This is a genomic window from Kribbella sp. NPDC020701, assembly GCF_055562215.1.
This window is the reverse complement of the sequence record NZ_JBVHFT010000011.1, coordinates 12,632-32,235: the sequence shown is the minus strand read 5'-3', so window position 1 is coordinate 32,235 and position 19,604 is coordinate 12,632. Positions and strand designations below refer to the sequence as shown.

18 protein-coding genes are annotated in these 19,604 nt (G+C 68.3%); 9 read left to right on the top strand and 9 right to left on the bottom strand.

Features of this window, described 5'->3' with window-relative positions:
- The first annotated feature begins 192 nt into the window (after positions 1–192).
- On the top strand, positions 193–1,875 hold the full coding sequence (locus tag ACZ3HV_RS25570; RefSeq protein ID WP_465687492.1) for a DUF2207 domain-containing protein: 1,683 nt from the start codon (positions 193–195) through the stop codon (positions 1,873–1,875).
- Between the two features lie 6 nt (positions 1,876–1,881).
- On the opposite strand, the gene ACZ3HV_RS25565 is transcribed toward ACZ3HV_RS25570, so the two are convergent.
- From ACZ3HV_RS25565 to ACZ3HV_RS25550, 4 genes are all read right to left on the bottom strand, one after another.
- On the bottom strand, positions 1,882–3,174 hold the full coding sequence (locus ACZ3HV_RS25565) for a peptidase C39 family protein (protein ID WP_465687491.1): 1,293 nt from the start codon (positions 3,172–3,174) through the stop codon (positions 1,882–1,884).
- A gap of 89 nt (positions 3,175–3,263) precedes the next feature.
- Entirely contained in the window at positions 3,264–3,824 is a 561-nt protein-coding gene (locus ACZ3HV_RS25560) for a GNAT family N-acetyltransferase (RefSeq protein WP_465687490.1), read from the bottom strand.
- A 43-nt stretch (positions 3,825–3,867) separates the two neighbouring features.
- Positions 3,868–4,701 (bottom strand): lysozyme, encoded by an 834-nt coding sequence (locus tag ACZ3HV_RS25555; protein WP_465687489.1) that lies wholly within the window; start codon positions 4,699–4,701, stop codon positions 3,868–3,870.
- A gap of 104 nt (positions 4,702–4,805) precedes the next feature.
- A complete protein-coding gene (locus ACZ3HV_RS25550) occupies positions 4,806–5,963 on the bottom strand; it encodes a neutral zinc metallopeptidase (RefSeq protein ID WP_465687488.1) in 1,158 nt (385 codons plus the stop codon).
- Between the two features lie 73 nt (positions 5,964–6,036).
- Between ACZ3HV_RS25550 and cysS the strand changes: the two genes are divergently transcribed.
- Entirely contained in the window at positions 6,037–7,485 is a 1,449-nt protein-coding gene (cysS, locus tag ACZ3HV_RS25545) for a cysteine--tRNA ligase (protein ID WP_465687487.1), read from the top strand.
- A gap of 1 nt (position 7,486) precedes the next feature.
- Positions 7,487–8,446 (top strand): 23S rRNA (guanosine(2251)-2'-O)-methyltransferase RlmB, encoded by a 960-nt coding sequence (gene rlmB / locus ACZ3HV_RS25540; protein ID WP_465687486.1) that lies wholly within the window; start codon positions 7,487–7,489, stop codon positions 8,444–8,446.
- A 58-nt stretch (positions 8,447–8,504) separates the two neighbouring features.
- Here the strand turns inward: rlmB and ACZ3HV_RS25535 are convergent, their stop codons facing one another.
- The 3 genes from ACZ3HV_RS25535 to ACZ3HV_RS25525 all read right to left on the bottom strand — a co-directional run bounded on the left by ACZ3HV_RS25535 (position 8,505) and on the right by ACZ3HV_RS25525 (position 11,063).
- Positions 8,505–9,389, bottom strand: a complete 885-nt coding sequence (locus tag ACZ3HV_RS25535; RefSeq protein ID WP_360368021.1) for a S1 family peptidase — start codon at positions 9,387–9,389, stop codon at positions 8,505–8,507.
- Positions 9,390–9,515: 126 nt separating this feature from the next.
- Positions 9,516–10,394 (bottom strand): S1 family peptidase, encoded by an 879-nt coding sequence (locus ACZ3HV_RS25530; RefSeq protein WP_465687485.1) that lies wholly within the window; start codon positions 10,392–10,394, stop codon positions 9,516–9,518.
- A gap of 84 nt (positions 10,395–10,478) precedes the next feature.
- Positions 10,479–11,063 (bottom strand): TetR/AcrR family transcriptional regulator, encoded by a 585-nt coding sequence (locus ACZ3HV_RS25525; RefSeq protein WP_360368027.1) that lies wholly within the window; start codon positions 11,061–11,063, stop codon positions 10,479–10,481.
- Between the two features lie 85 nt (positions 11,064–11,148).
- Here ACZ3HV_RS25525 and ACZ3HV_RS25520 point away from each other — a divergent pair, with 85 nt between their 5' ends.
- Together ACZ3HV_RS25520 and ACZ3HV_RS25515 are read left to right on the top strand one after the other, a co-directional pair.
- Positions 11,149–12,300, top strand: a complete 1,152-nt coding sequence (locus ACZ3HV_RS25520) for an acyl-CoA dehydrogenase family protein (protein WP_465687484.1) — start codon at positions 11,149–11,151, stop codon at positions 12,298–12,300.
- Positions 12,297–13,064, top strand: a complete 768-nt coding sequence (locus tag ACZ3HV_RS25515) for an SDR family NAD(P)-dependent oxidoreductase (protein ID WP_465687483.1) — start codon at positions 12,297–12,299, stop codon at positions 13,062–13,064. Before ACZ3HV_RS25520 ends, ACZ3HV_RS25515 begins: the two co-directional genes overlap by 4 nt.
- Before the next feature lie 45 nt (positions 13,065–13,109).
- Here the strand turns inward: ACZ3HV_RS25515 and dgoD are convergent, their stop codons facing one another.
- Together dgoD and ACZ3HV_RS25505 are read right to left on the bottom strand one after the other, a co-directional pair.
- Positions 13,110–14,255: a galactonate dehydratase gene (gene dgoD, locus ACZ3HV_RS25510; RefSeq protein WP_465687482.1), complete on the bottom strand. Its 1,146-nt coding sequence runs from the start codon at positions 14,253–14,255 to the stop codon at positions 13,110–13,112.
- Complete coding sequence (locus tag ACZ3HV_RS25505; protein ID WP_465687481.1) at positions 14,252–15,499, bottom strand: ROK family protein; 1,248 nt, start codon at positions 15,497–15,499, stop codon at positions 14,252–14,254. Before ACZ3HV_RS25505 ends, dgoD begins: the two co-directional genes overlap by 4 nt.
- 143 nt (positions 15,500–15,642) lie before the next feature.
- Between ACZ3HV_RS25505 and ACZ3HV_RS25500 the strand changes: the two genes are divergently transcribed.
- From ACZ3HV_RS25500 to ACZ3HV_RS25485, 4 genes are read left to right on the top strand one after another with little or no spacing between them, the layout of a single operon-like run.
- The gene (locus ACZ3HV_RS25500) at positions 15,643–16,425 is read left to right on the top strand and encodes an NAD-dependent epimerase/dehydratase family protein (RefSeq protein ID WP_465687480.1); all 783 of its coding nucleotides are present in this window, start codon (positions 15,643–15,645) and stop codon (positions 16,423–16,425) included.
- Positions 16,426–16,435: 10 nt separating this feature from the next.
- Positions 16,436–17,797: an ABC transporter substrate-binding protein gene (locus tag ACZ3HV_RS25495; protein WP_465687479.1), complete on the top strand. Its 1,362-nt coding sequence runs from the start codon at positions 16,436–16,438 to the stop codon at positions 17,795–17,797.
- On the top strand, positions 17,794–18,777 hold the full coding sequence (locus tag ACZ3HV_RS25490; RefSeq protein ID WP_465687478.1) for a carbohydrate ABC transporter permease: 984 nt from the start codon (positions 17,794–17,796) through the stop codon (positions 18,775–18,777). Before ACZ3HV_RS25495 ends, ACZ3HV_RS25490 begins: the two co-directional genes overlap by 4 nt.
- The gene (locus ACZ3HV_RS25485; protein WP_465687477.1) at positions 18,774–19,595 is read left to right on the top strand and encodes a carbohydrate ABC transporter permease; all 822 of its coding nucleotides are present in this window, start codon (positions 18,774–18,776) and stop codon (positions 19,593–19,595) included. The genes ACZ3HV_RS25490 and ACZ3HV_RS25485 overlap by 4 nt, the downstream gene beginning before the upstream one ends.
- The last annotated feature ends 9 nt before the right edge of the window (positions 19,596–19,604 follow it).

Sequence of the window (19,604 nt, the reverse complement as noted above, 5' to 3'; positions counted from 1 at the left end):
TTTGCGCGATCAGGGACCCACCAGGCTAGCCACCCCGGCCAGTCGGTTCGCAGTAGACCAGTATCCGGGCCCAGACGGACCCCGTTGGTTGCCTGACACACCGAAGACGCCGATCCCACTGGTTACCTGACACTCGCCAGGGGCTATCGTGCCCGTGTCAACCTGACCCTCTCTTTACGGTGTGATTGGGCAATGCGTTCACGACTCCTCGGGCTGTCCCTGTGTGCCCTCGGCCTGCTCGGCCTGACTGCTGTCCCGGCCGCCGCGGCCGGCGCAGGTGCTGCTGCCGACCCGGTGGTCACCAACTTCGACAGCCAGATCCGGGTCGAGCGCGACGGCCTGCTCAAGGTCTCCGAGACCTGGAAGCTGAGCAACGTGACCGGGACCTTCACCCGGTTCATCGTCACCCGCGACCACCAGCCCGACGACGTGGACCACGTGCAGGAGATCTCGGACCTGCAGGTCAAGTCCGGCGGCCAGGACAAGCAGTCCGAGGTGAAGACCGACGGCGACGTCACCTCGGTGGCGGTCGCGGACGTCAGCGGCAACACTGAACTGAACTTCACCTACACGGTGAAGGGCGCGGTCGCGAAGACGCTGAACGGCACCGAGGTCCGGTTCGCCCCGCTGACCGGCATCAACCTGACCGTCCAGCAGGCGAACATCATCTTCAGCACCCCTGAGGTCTCGCACGTCTCCTGCTTCGCCGGAGCGATCGACAGCAACACCCCGTGCACGCTGGCGCAGATCGGTGAGACGTCCGGTCCGACGTTCCAGCAGCAGGGGCTGCCGCCGGGCAACACGGTCCGGATGACGATCGGTTTCCCCGAGGGCGAGATCGCCGCGAACTCGATCGTCGAGTACCGCAAGACGTTCAAGCGCGCGTTCTCCGCCGACACCGCCCAGCTGCTCACCGCGCTGGCGATCCTGCTGCTCGGTGTGATCGCGCTGCTCGTGCTCTACCGGGTCCGCGGCCGGGACCGGGTCGACCCGCGGCGCGTCGTACCGGCGTCGCTGTTCAGTCTCGGCACCGACACCCGGATCGACTTCACGCCGCCGTCGGACCTGCGGCCCGGCGAGGTCGGCACGCTGATCGACGAGCGGATCGACCCTGTCGATGTCACCGCGACGATCATCGACCTGGCCGTCCGCGGGCACCTCACGATCATCGAGCTCGAGCACCAGACCGAGTACGCACGGCCGGACTGGGAGCTGCGCCGGGTCGCGAACGCGCCCTCGGAGGAGCTGCACCGGTACGAGAACGTCCTGATCCGCGCGATCTTCGGTGACTCGGACTCGGTGCTGGTCTCCGAGCTCGGCCGCCAGGTGCGGGCGAACCTCGCCCAGGTCCAGGACGCCCTGTACGACGGAGTGGTCAAGCGCGGCTGGTTCAACGAGCGCCCGGACCGCACTCGCTCGCTGTGGGCGACGATCGGCATCGGCGCCACCGTGCTGGGCGTTGTCCTCACCGTTGTCCTCGCGCTGCTGTCGACCTGGGGTCTGGTCGGAGTCGCGGTCACCCTGGTCGGCATCGGCCTGATTGTGGTCGGGCGCTACATGCCGGCCAAGGCTCCGGCCGCCGGCCGCGTCCTCGGTCAGGTCGCCGCGATCCGCGGTGAGCTGCTCGAGATGGACGTCAGCGAGCTGCCGATCGACCAGCACGCCGAGCTCTGCTCACGCGCTCTCCCGTACGCCGTTGTGCTGGGCGGATCGGAGCGCTGGATCGACGCACTGGTCGCGACCGACTCCACGCCGGACCAGGAGGACGAGGGCTTCACGTGGTACCGCGGACCGCGTGGCTGGCACCTGCAGTACCTGCCGGACTCGCTCCGCAACCTCACCACCAACCTCACGGGTGCACTCTTCGCCCGCTGAGGCTGCTTACCAGTTGTGCTGCGGATCCGAAGGCGCAGGCAACGGCATGCCTTCCGGGTGGATGACGTACACGAGTCCACCGGAATGTGGCACCCACGCGTTCTCGAAGGCGGCCCGGTCGTACGTCGTCCGCACCTGGCCGTTGCTCGGGATCAGGTGTGACGCCGGATCGTTCACGACGACGTTCCCGGCCTGGTCGAAGCCGACGATCACCATCAGGTGCCCGTTGGTCCCGTAGCCGGCGCCGGGCAGGTCGCCCTTCTTGAACGACAGCGACGCCACGAGCGGGATCCCCGCCTTGATGAACTGCTCCGCCTCGGTCAGTGATCGCAGCCGGGTGATGAACCCGTCCACTCCGCGGGAGCCGGCGTACGCCGTGTTGAACGGCCAGTTCCCGGCGCCGTCGTAGGAGTAGTCGAAGACCGATCGGGCCGAGTGGTCGACCTGCGGGTCGGCGTCGGACGGATCGACCCACGCGGTCTCGGCAGGGGTCGGGCCGGCGCCGTAGTAGTCGAGCACCATCGCGGTCGAGGTTGCCGAGCACCACGCCTCGCCACCGCCGTCCCACTGTGGATAGTGGCCGAGATGCGTCTCCTGCGAGTACGTCGGTACGTCCAGGACGACACCCTCCGCACCGCCAAGGGGGCTTGCGGCAACTTTCTTGTCATCGGGCAGCCGGGACGCCATCGCACCGACGGACCGGACCGCCGGCGACTGCGTCGTACCACTCAACCGGTACAAGGTGACCTTGAGCTGCCAGCGATCCAGCCAGGCTCCGCTCGCGGCCACGAAGGTGTCGACGGCAACGGATCCGTTCGCGTCGCCCTGGCTCGGGACCGACGTGCGGTGGATGTCGCCGGCAGCGGTGTCGTCACCGCCGGACCAGCGGCCGAGCACGTACCACTTGGTGGCGGTGCCGGCATTCGTCGTACCGGCCATGGAGACCTCGACCCAGGTGCCGGGCGGCGTGGTCGCGTTCCAGGAGGCGACGAGCTCGGTCAGCCCGAACCCGGTGCTGACGTGCGGCGAGACCCAGCTGGTCTGCTCGTAGCTCTTGGCGGTGCCGTCCCCGAACGGATCGACGTACGACGTGGTGCCGGTCGACGTACCGAACGTGAGGGCGCCGTCGGTGACGGTGGTGCCGGACAGGGCACCGGTGAGGAAGTCGCTGGTCGACGTCCACGTGCGGTAGGCGATCTGACGCGGTGGGGCTGCTTTGACGGCCTCGGTCGGCAGGGAGCCGGCGCTCAGCACGACCACACCGAGAATCAGGGCGGTGACGGAACGGGCGGTGGTCATGAAATCGACGGTAGACCCGCCGACCGCGGCTGTCGCGGTGAACGCGTGCCGCGCTTGTGGTCTAGAGGGTCAAATAGTTACGAGCCCATCTAAGACTGACGCAGCTTCCACTCGTCGGCGAGCATGGCGAAGACCAACTCGTCGGTCCACTCGCCCTTGAGGAACTCGTTCTTCACGAAGTGCGCCTCCTGGCGCAGGCCGAGGCGCTTGAGCAGGTTCGCGGAGCTGGTGTTGCGGCCGTCCAGCCGGCCGATGATCCGGTGCATGCCGAGCTGTTCGAATCCGAGCCGGAGCAGCTCGACCGAGGCCTCCGCGGCGAACCCGCGGCCGTGGAACTCCGGATGGAACACGAACCCGACCTCCCCGGTCCGGTGCTCGACACTGTTCATGAACAGGGTGACCTCGCCGACGTGCCGGCCGGTCTCCCGCTGGATCGCGGCGACGGTGAGCGCCTGACCGTCGGTGTCCATCGGTACGTCGGCCAGCCGGCCGGCGAGGGATTCCCGCACCTGCTCGGGCGTCTTCGGGTCGTACAGCAAGAACCTGGTGACATCCACACTGGATTGCAGCTCGAGCAGGTCGTCGTAGTCGGAGTCGAGGTAGCGGCGAAGGGTCAGGCGGTCGGTCTCGATCGGCAGCGAAAAGCTCACCGATCGAGACTACGAGACCGCCGCAACCCAATAAACCGCAGCCTCACCCGTTGGCGAGGGCAACCAATCGGGACTGGTCGCCGTTGAACCGATCCTGGTCGATCGGGCTCGAGCTGTACTGCCAGATCGTGTAGAAGGGCCAGCCGCCCGGCAGGGTCCCCGGCGCCGAGGCGTAGCGGGCCACCCAGAGCGGGTTGGTGGCGTTGAACGCGGTGCTGTTACCGGTGCACCGGCTCCACCAGTCGAGGTTGGTGTAGATCACCGCGTCCCTGGTGGTGCGGGCCTTGTAGGTGTTGAGGAAGTCGCGGATCCAGTTGACCATCGCGGCCTGGCTGAGTCCGTAGCAGGTCGCGCCGTACGGGTTGTACTCGATGTCGAGCGAACCCGGCAGGGTCTTGCCGTCGCGGGACCAGCCTCCGCCGTGGTCGACGAAGTAGTTCGCCTGGTTGGCGCCGCTGGAGTCGTTCGGCGTGGCGAAGTGGTACGCGCCGCGGATCATCCCGACGTTGTACGAACCGTTGTACTGCTGGGCGAAGTACGGGTTCGTGTAGTAGTTGCCTTCGCTCGCCTTCGTGTAGGCGAACCGCTTGCCGGCACTCCACTGCGCGGCCCAGTTGACGTTGCCTTGGTGACTGGAGACGTCGATGCCTTCGACGGACGCGGTGGGTGCCATGACGGCCGGCGCGGCGGCTGCCGTCGTGGTGTTCGTCAGCCACCCCATGTAGGCGTCGCCGGCCTTGTCGATGCCGTGCTGACGGGCCTGGGGTGTGGGCTGATGTGATGCGGGTGAATCGGCGGAACTGGCTTGGGCGGAGCCGATCGAGGCCAGAAGCAGGCCAAGAGTGACGGCGGCACCCGTGAAAAGGGCGGACTTCACGGTGGACCTCCACGGAGCGATGAGGGGCGGACAGAGCGCTCGGCGGAGGTTTTACCCGGCTTTGGTAAGAATCAACCACTCAATCTGAGTCGAATGGTGAGTATTTACCGTACGAATTTCGGGGACGCCGTGTAGGTGTTGCAGGAGCCCGGGTTCCGGGTGACGAAACCGGCGTTCGCCCAGCGCGGGATGATCGCCCGGCTGCCGTGGTCCCGCTGCGTCATGTACTCGTCGCCCTGGTGGGAGTGCAGGTAGTCCAGCTGCGACTTCAGCAGCCCGGTCATCCCGTAGCTGCTCTTGTTCGCACCCATGAACACGTTGCCGAAACAGGTCGCCTGGATCTCCAGCCGGCGGCTCATCTCCAGCGACTTGTCACCGCTGAACTCGTACCGCAGGTTGTACGTCGCCTCGAGGATGCCGGTCATGTTCTGGATGTGGTGCCCGAACTCGTGGGCGACCGTGTCCGTCATCTCGGCCCGCAACCAGGCCATCGCCTGCGTCCGGTTGTTGTAGCTCAGGTACATCTGGTACCAACGCAGGTCACTGTTCGTGTCCATATAGATGGTCCGGTTCGTCGAGCAGTAGAAGGAGCTCGGCGAGTTGCCGCCACACGGGGACGTGGCCGTCCCGGAGAAAGCGACCAGGTGCGGTGGGACGAACCGCGCACCGGCCAGCGTGACCTGCTTCGGCCAGGCGCGGACCAGGCAGGCCAGGACCGAGTTGTAGTACTTGCGCGCGTTCGTGGCGCTGTTGGCACGGGCGCCCGACTCCCGGCAGTTCACCGTCTTCTGTACGCCGGTCTTGTAGAACCGGTTCTTCGCGACGATGACGGTGTCCGACGGAGGCGGCGGCGTGGTCTTCGTCGGCTGCGGCTGGGTCGTCCGGGTGGTGGCGGGCGCGGTCGGTTCCTCGGTGGTGGGACTGGACGTCGGCTCCTCGGTCGCTGAGTACGTCGGCTCCGGTTGCGTGTAGTCGTCGTCGCCGTTGTGCTTCAGGATCGAGCTGAGCACCCCGAACCCGACGACGGCGAGGCCGATCACCACGATCGGCACGATCACCCAGGCGGCTTTGCCCTTCTTCTTGGGCGGCGGCGGGAACCCGTTCGATCCCCAGCCGAAACCCGGGCCTTGAGGTGGACCTTGCGGCGGGGCCCAGTACTGCGGACCGCCCGGTGGGGGACCGTACTGCGGGGGCCTGTACTGCGGGGGTGGCGGCCCCTGGTACTGCCCTGCTGGCGGTCCGTACGGCCCTTGGTTCGACAAGGAAGTCCTCCTGGTGAGCGTCGCTGCGGATATTTTGTCAAGAGGGGGTGTCAGTTCCCGTTACCCTTGACCGGTGACACTTCGCTTGTACGACACCGCGACAGCAGCAGTGAGGGATTTCGTGCCGGTCCACCCGGGCCAGGTCGGGATCTACCACTGTGGGCTGACGGTGCAGGGTGCCCCGCATGTCGGGCACATCTACAAGGAGGTCGTCTTCGACGTCCTGCGGCGCTGGTTCGAGCGCTCGGGCTACCGGGTCACCGTGATCGCGAACGTGACCGACATCGACGACAAGATCCTGGCCAAGTCGGCCGACCGGGACGTCCCGTGGTGGGCGCACGCCTACGAGTTCGAGCGCGAGCTGCACTGGGCGTACGACGTGCTCGGCTGCCGCCCGCCGACGTACGAGCCGCGCGCCACCGGCCACATCCCCGAGATGCTGGAGATGATCGGCGAGCTGATCGAGCGCGGGCACGCGTACGTCGCTCCGGACGGTTCCGGCGACGTCTACTTCGACGTCAAGTCCTGGCCGGCGTACGGCGCTCTGTCGCACCAGAAGATCGAGGACATGGAGGCCGCCGAGGACGCGGACCCACGCGGCAAGCGGGACCCGCGTGACTTCGCGCTGTGGAAGGGCTACACCGAGGACACGCCGCGGACGGCCTCCTGGCCGACGCCTTGGGGCCGCGGTCGCCCGGGCTGGCACCTTGAGTGCTCAGCTATGGCGGGCAAGTACCTGGGTGACGAGTTCGACATCCACGGCGGCGGGCTGGACCTGCGCTTCCCGCACCACGAGAACGAGTTGGCCCAGTCGACCGCGGTCGGGCAGAAGTTCGCCCGGTTCTGGATGCACAGCGCGCTGGTCACCGCGGCCGGCGAGAAGATGTCCAAGTCCATGGGCAACGGCGCGATCGTGCGCAACGTGGTCCAGCGGGTGCGGCCGATCGAGCTGCGGTACTACCTGGTCCAGTCGCACTACCGGTCCGTGGTGGAGTTCTCGTTCGGTGCGCTGGATGAGGCCTCGACGAGCTTCCAGCGGATCGAGGGCTTCGTGGCCCGGGCCCACGAGGTGACGGGCGGAGTCGAGCCGTCGGTGGAGTTGCCGGCGGACTTCGTGGCCGCGATGGACGACGACCTCGGGACACCGGCGGCGGTCGCCGTACTGCACAACACTGTGCGGGACGGGAACAAGCTGGTCGCCGACGGCGATTCGGCCGCGCTGCGGGAGGCACTGGCCTCCGTGCGCGGGATGCTCGGCGTGCTCGGTCTGGACCCGCTGGCAGAGCCGTGGGCATCGCGCTCAGCGGCCGGTGACGAGCTCACCGAGGTCGTCGACGGGCTGGTGAAGGCGCTGCTCGAGCAGCGGCAGGCCGCCCGGGAACGCAAGGACTACGCCGCGTCGGACGCGATCCGCGACCGGCTGAAGGCGCTCGGCGTCGTCGTCGAGGACACCCCCCAGGGGCCGCGCTGGTCGATCGCGGCCCGGGATTCTGCACCGACAACCACCGACGAAGGAAGCTGACGTGCCGGGAAGTAGCCAGCGCAAGGGTGCCATCCGCAAGAAGCCGCGGGGGAACCCGACCGCCGGATCCGGTGGCCGGGTCCGCCGCGGTCTGGAGGGCAAGGGCCCGACGCCGAAGGCGGTGGACCGGACCAAGCACCCCGCGCACAAGCGGGCGAAGGCTCAGGAGCGGGCCAAGGAGCGCGAGCGCAACCGCCCGGCGCGCAAGTCCGCCGACTCGGGTACCGAGTGGGTGTACGGGCGCAACCCGGTGGTCGAGGCCCTGCGGGCCGGGGTCCCGGTGGCCGCGCTGCATGTTGCCGAGGGCACCGAACGGGACGCCAGGCTGCGGGAGGCCACGCTGCTCGCGGTCGAGCACGGCATCTCGGTGCTCGAGGTGCCGCGGACCGAGCTCGACCGGGTCACCGCCGGTGGCGCCCACCAGGGTGTCGCGGTGCAGATCCCGCCGTACGAGTACGCGCATCCCGACGACCTGCTGTCCCGGGCATACGACGCGGGACAGGTGCCGCTGATCGTGGCGCTCGACGGCGTGACCGATCCTCGCAACCTGGGGGCGATCACGCGGTCCGCGGCGGCGTTCGGTGCGCACGGCGTACTCGTGCCGGAGCGTCGCGCGGCGTCCATGTCGGCGTCGGCGTGGAAGACGTCGGCCGGCGCGGCGGCCCGGATTCCGGTCGCGCGGGCGACCAACCTCAACCGCGCGCTCAAGTCCTACAAGGACGCCGGCCTGCTCGTCATCGGTCTGGACATGGACGGCGAGGTGGACCTCCCCGACCTGGAAGCCGCCACGGAGCCGGTCGTCCTCGTCGTCGGCTCAGAAGGCAAGGGTCTGGCCCGCTTGGTCCGCGAGAACTGCGACCTGATCGTCTCGATCCCGATGACCAGCGCCACCGAGTCCCTCAACGCGGGCATCGCCACCGGCGTAGCCCTCTACGAAATCTCCCGCCGCCGCGCGGGCTGAGCACAACGAGGACGGCGCCCCGGACCAGGTGGTCCGGGGCGCCGTTGTGTGTTGGGTGTCAGTAGACGCTGACGCCGTAGCGGGAAAGGGCTTCGGTGACGGGCTGGAAGTAGGTGGTGCCACCGGAAGAGCAGTTGCCGGAGCCGCCGGAGGTGAGGCCGAGGGCCACACTGCCTGCGAACAGGGCACCGCCGGAGTCGCCACCCTCGGCGCAGACGTTGGTGCGGATCAGGCCGGAGACCTGGCCCTCGGCGTAGTTCACCGTCGCGTTGACGCCGGTGACGCTGCCGCTGTGCACACCGGTGGTGCTACCGCTGCGCTTGACCGCCTGGCCGACGCTGGCGTTGCCGGCGGACGTGATGTCCTGCGAGGAACCGTTGTACAGATCCACCGTGCCGGGGTGGTTCGTGTACGACGTGCTGTACTTCACGATCGCGTAGTCGTTCCCCGGGAAGCTCGACCCGTAGGTCGTCCCGAGCAGCGTGGTCTTGCTCGAGTTCGAGTACCAGCTGGACGCGATGTTGCCGCAGTGACCCGCGGTCAGGAAGTAGTACGTGCTGCCACTGCGGACGTTGAAGCCGAGCGAGCAGCGGTACTGCCCGCCGTAGATGGCGTCTCCGCCGGCGATGTACTTGGTCAGCTTGCCGGAGATCTTCTCCAGCGTGACCCGGCTACCGAACTGCTTGGTCACACCGGACAGCGCCGACAACTTCGAGCCGGTGACCGTGTCGTCATACGACACGATGATCCGGCCGTCCGGGTTCGTCTGCCAGGCGGTGCCGGGGATGGCCGCGTCCTTGTTCAAGGTCGCGGTGATGGCGGATGCCGACAGCGTCGACGGGGTGATCGGCGCGGCCGAGGCCTGGGTGGCCAGCAGTCCGGCGGCAGCGAGCCCGGCGGCGGCCAGGATCGCAGCGGTACGGCGAATAGGCGAAAATGTCACGGTTTCAGCCTCCTCACGATGAGGACGCGCTCGGGGCGGGTGCGTCCTTGACTTCAACCGTGACCACCCTTACCCACTCTCTCCCTGAGTATTCAGGCAAACTCGGAGAGTAGGGGAAACCTGCACTCAGTAGACGGAGACCCCGTACGCCTTGAGGGCCTCGACGACCGGCTGGAAGTAGGTGACGCCGCCCGACTTGCAGTCGCCGGAGCCGCCCGAGGTCAGTCCGAAGGCCCATTGCCGGTAGAACAGCGGCCCGCCCGAGTCGCCCGGCTCCGCGCACACGCTGGTACGGATCAGGCCGGCCACCCGGCCGTCGCCGTAGTTCACCGTCGCGTTCAGCCCGGTGACCCGGCCGCTGTGCAGGCCGCTGGTGGAGCCGCTGCGGTACACGTACTGCCCGACGCCCGGGTTCATCGCCGTGGTGATGTCCTGCGAGTGCCCGTTGTAGAGGTACACGCTGCCGCCCGGCGGCTTGATACCGGTGCGGTAGACGACCAGCGAGTAGTCGTTCCAGGGGTAGCTGGGTTGATGCACCGTGCCGGTGAAGACGGTGTGCTGGGCGTCCTGGTACCACTGGGTGGCCTCGACGCCACAGTGTCCGGCGGTGAGGAAGTAGTACTTCCCGCGCCGCTGGACGTTGAAGCCCACTGTGCACCTGACGTCACCGCCGTACGTCGCCATGCCGCCGCTGATGTACTTGGTCAGCTTGCCGGGCAGCTTCTCGACGGTGATGCCCTCGCCGAGCCGCTTGGTCACGTTGGTCAGCGCGGTCAGCTTGCTGCCGGTGACGGTGGAGTCGTAGGACACCAGGACCGTGCCGTCCGGCTTGGTCATCCAGGCGGTGCCCGGGGTGTTCACCTGTTCGTTCAGGGCGGAGGTGATCGCCTGCGCGGACAGCCGCGGTGGCTTCACCGGATCGGCCTTGGCCGGTACGGCGGCGGCCAGCGTCAGCGCCGCGGCGGCGAAGACGGCCGCGGAGCGTCGGAATGTGGAGGATTTCATGGCCATCAGCCTTCCGGGGCGTGCGGTTCTGATGAGCTTCAGGACTTGAATGTCTAGTTGAGGAAGTCTAAGCGTCCGCCGAGGTCAGTCCAGGCGGAGTGAGTGCAGGACGAAGGACGCGAGTTCGCGGTAGGCCTCGGCGTCGTTCAGGCCGGTCCGGCGGGCGATGTCACCGCGCTGGATCGCCTGCATGGTGTGCGCGATCATCTCGGCCGCGAACGCGATGTCGACCTGCCGGAACATCTTGTTGTTGATGCCGTCCTCGATCAGCGTCCGGACCCGGTCGGCCGCGATCCGGGTGTTCCGCTCGTACACCGACCGGGCCGGCGCGAACGTGGCCACGTCGTCGAGGAAGGTCCGGCTGGCCGGCCGGAGCGCGTCCGCGACCGCGTTCAGGTACGCCGCGATCCGCCGGTCGTGCCGGGTCTGCCGGGCGACGGCCGATTCGACCTGGGCGGTGGCATTCTTGAAGTAGTGCTTCACCACCTCGACGGCGAGCTGTTCCTTGCTCGGCGCGAGTGCGTACAGGGTCGTCTTGCTGCAGCGCAGCTCGGCGGCCAGGTCGTCCAGGGTGAACCGGCTGAAGCCTTGTTCGAGGAACAGGACCAAGAGCCGGTCGAGCAGCTCGGACTGCCTGCGGGTACGGCGCCCCGGCACGACTGTTGTCATATCGAGACAGCATAGAACGATACTGGCGTATGGTCCTCAGTATCATCCGTAGTATCATTTCGTCAGCCGTTGAGAGGGGTACCTGATGGCTGTCGATCGTCTCCTGCCGACCGAAGAATCCATTGAGCTGCTCGCCCTGGTGCGTGACCTGTGCGAACACGAGCTCGCGCCGCACGCCGCCCGGGCCGAGGAGAGCGAGACGTTCCCGCGGGACGCGTTCCGCACGCTGGGCAAGGCCGGCCTGCTCGGCCTGCCCTACCCTGAGCAGTACGGCGGCGCCGAGCAGCCGTACGAGGTGTACCTGCAGATGCTCGAGGAGATCGCCGCCGCCTGGATGTCGGTGGGCGTCGGGGTCTCGGTGCACACGATGACCAGCTACGGACTGGCCACCTTCGGCGCCGAGGAGCAGCGCGCCCGGTTGCTGCCCGGCATGATCGGCGGCGAGCTGCTCGGTGCGTACGCGCTGTCCGAGCCGCAAGCCGGTTCCGACATCAGCGGGATGACCACGCGAGCGGTCCGCGACGGCGACGAGTACGTCCTGCGCGGGACCAAGGCGTGGATCAGCCACGGCTCACACGCCGACTTCTACACGACCTTCGCGCGTACCTCGGACGACCCGAAGCACGGCATCTCCGCCTTCCACGTCCCGGCGTCGGCCGAGGGGCTCAGCTTCGGCGCGCCCGAGCGGAAGATGGGCCTGACCGGATCGACCACCACGCTGGTCAACTACGACGACGTCCGGATCCCGGCGGCGAACCTGATCGGTGCGGAGGGTCAGGGCATGCGGATCGCGCTGTCCGCGCTGGATTCCGGCCGGCTCGGGATCGCCGCGTGCGCGACCGGACTGGCCCAGGCCGCACTCGAGGTCGCCGCGTCGTACGCGAAGGGGCGGCAGCAGTTCGGGCAGCCGATCGCGGACTTCCAGGGGGTGCAGTTCCTGCTCGCCGACATGGCCGCCGCGGTCGAGTCGGCCCGGTCGACGTACCTGCAGGCCGCGCGCCGGCGTGACCTCGGCCGGCCGTTCACCCAGCAGGCGGCGATCGCCAAGCTGATCTGTACCGACGCCGCGATGAAGGTCACCACGGACGCGGTCCAGGTGCTCGGTGGGTACGGTTACACCCGCGAGTTCCCGGCCGAGCGGTACATGCGCGAGGCCAAGGTGACCCAGATCTTCGAAGGAACCAACCAGATCCAGCGGCTCGTCATCAGCCGCGACCTACTCAGGAGCGTTTCATGAAGTTTGGCCCGTCCGACGTCGCTCTGGTCACCGGTGGTGGATCGGGGCTCGGAGAGGCGACGGTACGCCGGCTCGCCGCCCACGGACTGGGGGTCGTGATCGTCGACCTGCCGTCCTCGGCGGGCAAGGCGGTCGCGGACGAGCTGGGCGACCGGGTCGTGTTCGCCCCGGCCGACGTCACCGACGAAACCGCGGTCGCGGCCGCGCTGGATGCGGCCGCGGCCCTCGGGACGCTGCGGGTGGTGGTCACGTGCGCCGGCATCGCGACCCCGGGCCGGGTCGTCGGCCGCAAGGGTCCGTTGCCGCTGGCAACGTTCCGGCAGGTGATCGAGGTCAACCTGATCGGCACCTTCAACGTGCTCCGGCTGGCCGCCGAGCGGATGATCGCGTCCGAGCCCGGCGACGACGGGGACCGCGGTGTGGTGGTGATGACAGCGTCGATCGCGGCGTACGACGGTCAGGTCGGGCAGGCGGCGTACGCGGCCAGCAAGGGCGGCATCGTCGGCCTCACCCTGACCGCGGCCCGAGACCTTGCGGACAAGGGCATCCGCGTGGTCACCATCGCTCCGGGCACGATGGAGACCCCGATGCTGGCCGGCCTTCCCGAGGAGACCCGCGCCGTGCTGGAGCAGCAGGTCCCGCACCCGTCCCGCCTGGGTCGCCCCGCTGAGTACGCCGCCTTGGTGCGCCACATCCTGGACAACCAACTCCTCAACGGCGAGGTCATCCGCCTCGACGGCGCCCTCCGCATGCCACCTAGGTAAGCCGCAACCACCGCACGCTGCTCGGTGATTGGGTGAGTTGCGCCGTCACCATTCGGCGAAGGAGCCGTCGTCGTGCCGCAGTACCGGTGATCGCCAGGTGTGACCTTCGGCGGCAGCGGCGCGTACGACGTCCTCGTTGACCACGATGCCCAGACCGGGACCGGTGGGTCGCTCGATGTGGCCGTCGACGAACGAGAAGACCTGCGGGTCGACCAGGTAGTCGAGCAGCGCGTTGCCGCCGCCGTACTCGATACCGAGGCTCTGCTCCTGGATGAGGAAGTTCGGTATGGCCAGGTCGATCTGCAGGCTGGCCGCCAGCGTGATCGGGCCCAGCGGGCAGTGTGGTGCGACGGATACGTCGTACGCCTCGGCCATGGCGGCGATCCGCCGGACCTCGGAGATGCCGCCCGCGTGGGAGATGTCCGGTTGGGCGACCGCGATGCCGGTGGTCAGCACGTCGCGGAAGTCCCAGCGGGAGTAGAGCCGTTCACCCGTCGCGATCGGGATGCTGGTCGACTCGGTGATCCGGCGCAGGTCCCGGGCGAACTCGGGCAGCACCGGCTCCTCGACGAACATCGGCAGCAGCGGCTCGAGCAACGGCAGGATCTGGCGGGTGGCCGCAGTACTGAACCGGCCGTGGAAATCGAGCGCGATGTCGACACCGTCGCCGAGCGCCTCGCGCAACGCCTCGACCCGGCTCACCGCGGCACGGAGCTGAGCGGCCGTCGGGATCGGCGGGAGAGCCTCGGAGAGGTTGAGCTTGACGGCCGTGAAGCCCTTGGCCACCTTGGCCTGTGCCTCGTCGACGAGTCGGGCGTTGTCGCTGCCGTGGACCCAGGTGTAGATGCGCACCCGATCGCGGACCGGACCGCCGAGCAGCTCGTGCACGGGAGTCTCGTGGTAGCGGCCCTTGATGTCCCACAGGGCTTGGTCGATGCCGGCCAACGCGCTCGACAGCACCGGACCGCCACGGTAGAAACCACCCTTGGCCATGGTCTGCCAGTGATCCTCGATCCGGAGCGGATCAGAACCGACGAGGTACTCCATCAACGCCGCGACCGCGCCCTGGACCGCCTCCGCCCGCCCCTCGACGATCGGCTCACCCCAGCCGCAGATCCCTTCGTCGGTATCGATCCGCAGGAACTGCCACCGCGGCGCCACCAGGAACGTCTCGTATCCGACGATCTTCACATTGCCTCGTTTGCTCGGAGGTCCGTGCTGGTCAACAGGGAGGTGACCAGCTGGTCGGTTTGGCGCAGTACCAGGGCGGCGGCGCCGGACGCGCCCGCGCGGGCGCCGAGGTCGAGCTCCGCGGCGACCACCTCGACGTCACGGGTGAGGGCCATCGCGGTCCGGCGCAGGGTGGCGCGGATCGGCTCCAGCACCAGGTCGCCGGCACGGGCGAGCTCACCGCCGACGATGATCCGCTCGGGGTTGAGCAGGTTGCAGATGTTCGCCAGCACCCGCCCGGTCAGCTCCCCGGCCTCGCGCAACACCCGCACGGTGTCCGGCTGACCGTCCGCGGCGGCTGCGAGCAGGTCGTCGAGGCCGGCGTCCATGCCGAGCACCGGCGCAAGAGCAGCGAGTACGGCGGGCAGCGACGCGTACTGCACCAGGCAGCCACGATTCCCGCACGGGCAGACCGCGCCGGTCGAGTCCGCCGACAGGTGGCCGATCTCGCCGCCGCCACCACGCGCGCCCCCGTGATGAAGGTTGCCGTCGACAAGCAATCCGGAGCCGATGCCGGTGGACAGCCCGAGATACAGCACGTCACGCGCAGCCCGGCCCGCGCCCCAGGTGAACTCGGCGACCGCCTCCAGGCGGGTGTTGTTGTCCACCAGCACCGGTACGGCGAGATGCCGGCGGAACTCGGCCGCGACATTCACCCCGGCCCACGCCTGGCCCGGCAACGACGGACCGACCACGCCGGTCTGCAGGTCGATCGGCCCGGGGACCCCGATGGCGACGCCGACCAGGCTGTCCCGGTCGAGTCCGGCGCGGCCGAGCAAGTCGTCGAGCAGGGTGAGTCCGGCGGTGAGCCGCTCCTGCCATGGGGTGTCGCGAGCGGCGGTAGCGCCTTCGCTGGCGAGCGTCCGTCCGGACAGGTCGGTGAGGTGACACCACGCCCGTTCGAGGGTGAAGTCCAGCCCGGCGGCTGTGCCGGAAGCCGGGTTGGCCCGCAGGAAGCCGCGGGCCCGGCCGTCGACCTCGGAAGCGTCGATGCCGGCCTGCGCCACCTGGTCGCCGACGACCTCGATCACGACGCCGCCGGTGATCAGGTCGGCCACGATCGTGGACACGGTCGTCCGGGACACGCCGCAGATGCGCGCCAGCTCGGCCCGGTGCAACGCCCCGTGCTCCATCAGGGCGGACAGCATCCGTTCGGAGTTGGTGCGCCGCAGCGCTCGCAGTGATCCGGTCTCCTTCGCAGCCACGGGACGAGTATCGATGGAGCGCCGTCTCGTCGTCAACAAAACGGACATTGTGTGTTCACACTCTTGACACAGACCGGTAAGTGCTCGAACAATTTCGCCACAGTTCGGGCATCCGTCCCGGGCCCGGCGACCTGGATGACGACATGGACGCTGTGCGGAACGACCGTGCGCCGCTGCTGGTGGTCACCGGCGGGCTGGGGCGCGTCGCCACGGTGCTGGTGCCGTGGCTGCGGAAGCACTACCGGCTTCGGTTGGTCGATCGGGCCACGCCGACCGCGCCGACCGACGAGGTGGTCCAAGCCGACATCGGTGATCCCGAGACGGCGTACCGGGTGTTCGCGGGAGCGGACGCGGCCCTGCACCTGGCGGCGAACAGCAGTCCTTGGCAGACCTGGGACAGCGTGTACGCCGCCAACGTGCGGACGACCCAGACCGTGCTCGAGTCCGCCGCGGCCCACGCCGTACCGAAGCTGGTGCTGGCTAGTTCGCTGCACGCATTGGGGGAGTACAACCGGCCGGCGCACTGGCCGGTCGATCCACGGCTCGACCCGCGCCCGTGCTGTCCGTACGGGCTCGGCAAGGTCGTGCTGGAGGCGCTCGGCCGGACGCATGCGGAACGCACCGGCGCGTCCGTCACCTGTCTGCGGCTCGGCCTGACCGGTTGGGCGCCGACCGAACGGCGCTACCTCGGGCAGTGGCTGTCCGACGACGACGCCGGCCGCTTGGTGCTCGCTGCCTTGCAGACCGGCGAGCGGTACGGCGTGCATTTCGGCGTCTCCGCGAACACTCGAAACCACTGGGACATCACCTCGGCGCGGCACGAGCTCCGCTACCGCCCCGAGGACGACAGCGAAGCGCTGGCAGACCGGGCCGGGCCTTCCTCCGGCCCGGTCTGCCGGCTCTTCGATCCAGAAACTTCAGATTGAGAGGTTGGCCATGACCACTACGAACCCAGGGCTCTCCCGCCGCCGGTTCCTGGCGCTGAGCGGCGCGGCCGCAGGCGGTGCGCTCGCAGTCGGTTGCTCGCCGGCGTCCTCCACCAACACCCCGGCCGCCGTCGCCTCAGGCTCGGCCGCCAAGGGGACGGTGACCGTCATGTCCCAGTCGGGCGAGTTCGGCCCGAAGGAGGCGAAGGCGGCCGGGCAGGCGCTCGGCATCACCGTGAAGACGGTCGAGTACGACCTGACCAAGCTGACCGCCATGCTGGCCAGCGGCAACCCGCCGGACGTCGTTCGCGGCATGGGTGCGACGGACACGGCGTACCTCGCGGCGCGGCAGGTCGCCGAGGACCTCGATCCGTACTTCGCGAAGAGCACGCTGATCAAGGCCGACGACATCGACCCGGTGAACGACCTGTGGCGGTTCGACGGCCAGAAGCAGGGCTCGGGCCCGCGGTACGGGTTCGCGAAGGACTACTCCCAGGACGCCATGCTCTGGTACAACTCGGCGCTGTTCGACGCCGCGAAGGTGCCGCATCCGACCTCGGCCGAGCCGTTGTCGTTCGACGAACTGCTCGACCTCGGCAAGCGGCTGACGAAGCGGCAAGGAGCGAAGGTCAGTGCGTACGGCCTGAACGCGAACGGCTTGAGCGTGTTCATCACGCTCTGCGGGATGACTGCTTCGGCCGGTGGGAAGGTGCTCGCCGACGACCTCGCCTCGGTCGACCTGACCAGTCCGGAAGCGCTGCGCGCGATCACCTGGTACCTCGACTACGCCAAGGCCGGCATCGGCCCGACCGTGCTCAACCCCGACCCGAACGGGTGGGATGGCCCGACGTTCCAGGCGGGCCGGATGGCGGTCGCGACCGACGGCTACTGGTTCGGTGGCCTGTTCGGTACCGATGCGAAGAACGCCAAACTCGCCCACCTGCTGCCGGCGCCGCAGTTCGGCACCGGGGCGCGGATCAGTCCGTGTTACGGCGCCACCGGTCTGTGGATGCCGAAGGCCGGCAAGAACAAGGACGCCGCCTGGGCGGTGATGGAGTGGTTCCTGGCCGGCGACCCCGCCAAGGCGCGAGCGACGGGCGGCTGGGGCATCCCGCCGTTGAAGTCGCTGCAGAAGCTGATGCCGCAGACCCAGCCCTTCCAGAAGGAGGCGTACCAGGTCCAGATGGCCGAGCAGAAGTACTTCTCGGTCATGACCTTCACGCCGTACGTGCGACTGGACGCGATCGACGGCGTGATCGGCCGGGAGTTGCCCAAGGCAATCAAGGGAACCCTGTCGCCGGCCCAGTTCGCCGACAGCCTGAACACCCAGATCAACGCGCAGCTCGCCGATGGAAAGAAGCGGTTGCGGTGAGCTCGGCACTGACCGAGGTACGTCGGCCCGTCCCGGAGCCCCCGGTTGAACGCCGCGCGGACCGCCGGAAGAAGCCGCCGAGTCTGCGGAAGGCACGGACGTTCTACCTGTTCGTCGCGCCGTGGATCATCGGGTTCGTCGCGCTGACCGTGTTCCCGCTGGGGTATGCGTTCTGGCTCAGCCTGACCGACTCCGACGGGCTGTCGCCGAGGACCCACTTCGTCGGCTTCCAGAACTACGTGGACATCTTCCACGACCCGCTGACGCTGAGCTCACTCGGCAAGACCGGACTGTTCGCACTGGTCACGGTGCCGCTGTCCATCTTCGCCGGGCTCTTGCTCGCAGTGATTCTGAACCAGCCACTCAAGGGTCGCGGGCTGTTCCGGGCACTGATCTACCTGCCGGCCGTGGTCCCGCCTGTCGGGGCGGCGTTGACCTTCCGGCTGATCTTCGACCGGGACGCCGGCGCGGCGAACGGCGTACTGAGTGGGCTCGGGGCGAATCCGATCACCTGGCTGGTGGATCCGAACGTGCGCTATGTGCTGTACGCGCTGGTGTTGTGGGGTTGTGGCGGGTCGATGATCATCTCGCTGGCCGGGCTGCAGGACATTCCGCGTGAGCTGCTCGAGGCGGCCCAGGTGGACGGGGCGTCGTACTGGCAGTCCTTCACCCGGATCACCGTGCCGTTGCTGTCGCCGGTGATCCTGTTCCAGGTGATCACCGGGGTGATCGGGTCGCTGCAGTCGTTCGCGCCGTTGCTGCTGTCGTCCGGGTCGCTGAGCGGGGCCGGCACGGTTCCACAGGGCAACTATCTCTACATGATCCACGTCTTCGCGCAGTACTTCAGTGCCTCTCGCTTCGGGTACGCCTCGGCGATGCTATGGCTGCTGTTCGCGGTGATCCTGCTCGTCACGCTGGTGATCATCAAGGTCAGCGCCCGGACCGTCTTCTACACCGTCGAGCCGGAGGGCAAGCGATGACCAGGACGAACCGCTGGGCGCTGTACATCGTGCTGCTCGCCGTCGTCCTGGTGATGCTGAGCCCGATCCTGTGGCTGGTGTCGACTTCGCTGAAGTCGCCGGCTGAGATGGCGTCGTTCCCACCTACCTGGTGGCCGTCCACGCCGCGGTTCGCGAACTTCACCGACGCGATCAGCCAGGTGAACTTCCTCGGCGCGACCCAGAACTCGCTCACGATCGCGTTCATCACCACCACGCTGACGACGCTGAGCTCGGCCTGGGTCGGGTTCGGGTTCGCCCGGCTGACCGCGCCCGGGAAGAAGCAGTTGTTCGTCGTTCTGCTGGCCACGATGATGCTGCCGGGGATCGTCACGCTCGTTCCGACGTACCTGATCTTCGCGAAGCTGCACATGGTCAACACCTACTGGCCGTGGGTGGCTTGGGGGCTCGGCGGCAGTGCGTTCCTGATCTTCCTGTTCCGGCAGTTCTTCGCCGGCATCCCGCGGGAGATGGAGGAGGCGGCGATCATCGACGGGTGCGGGTACGTCGGGATCTTCTGGCGGATCTTCCTGCCGCAGTCCTGGCCGGTGATCGCGGCCAGCGTGATCTTGTCCTTCACCGGTGCCTGGGGCGATTTCGTCGGCCCGGCCATGTTCCTCAGCCAGGACAGCACCACCCTGGCCGTCGCGATGGCCACCGGCTACGTCAACGACAAGGGCCTCCCGATGAACAACCTGGTCGCCGCCGGAGCCGTCATGTACGTCCTCCCGGTCCTGGTCCTCTTCATGTTCATGCAACGCCGTTTCGTCAGCGGCTTCTCCACATCCGGAATCAAGTGATGGAGGGTT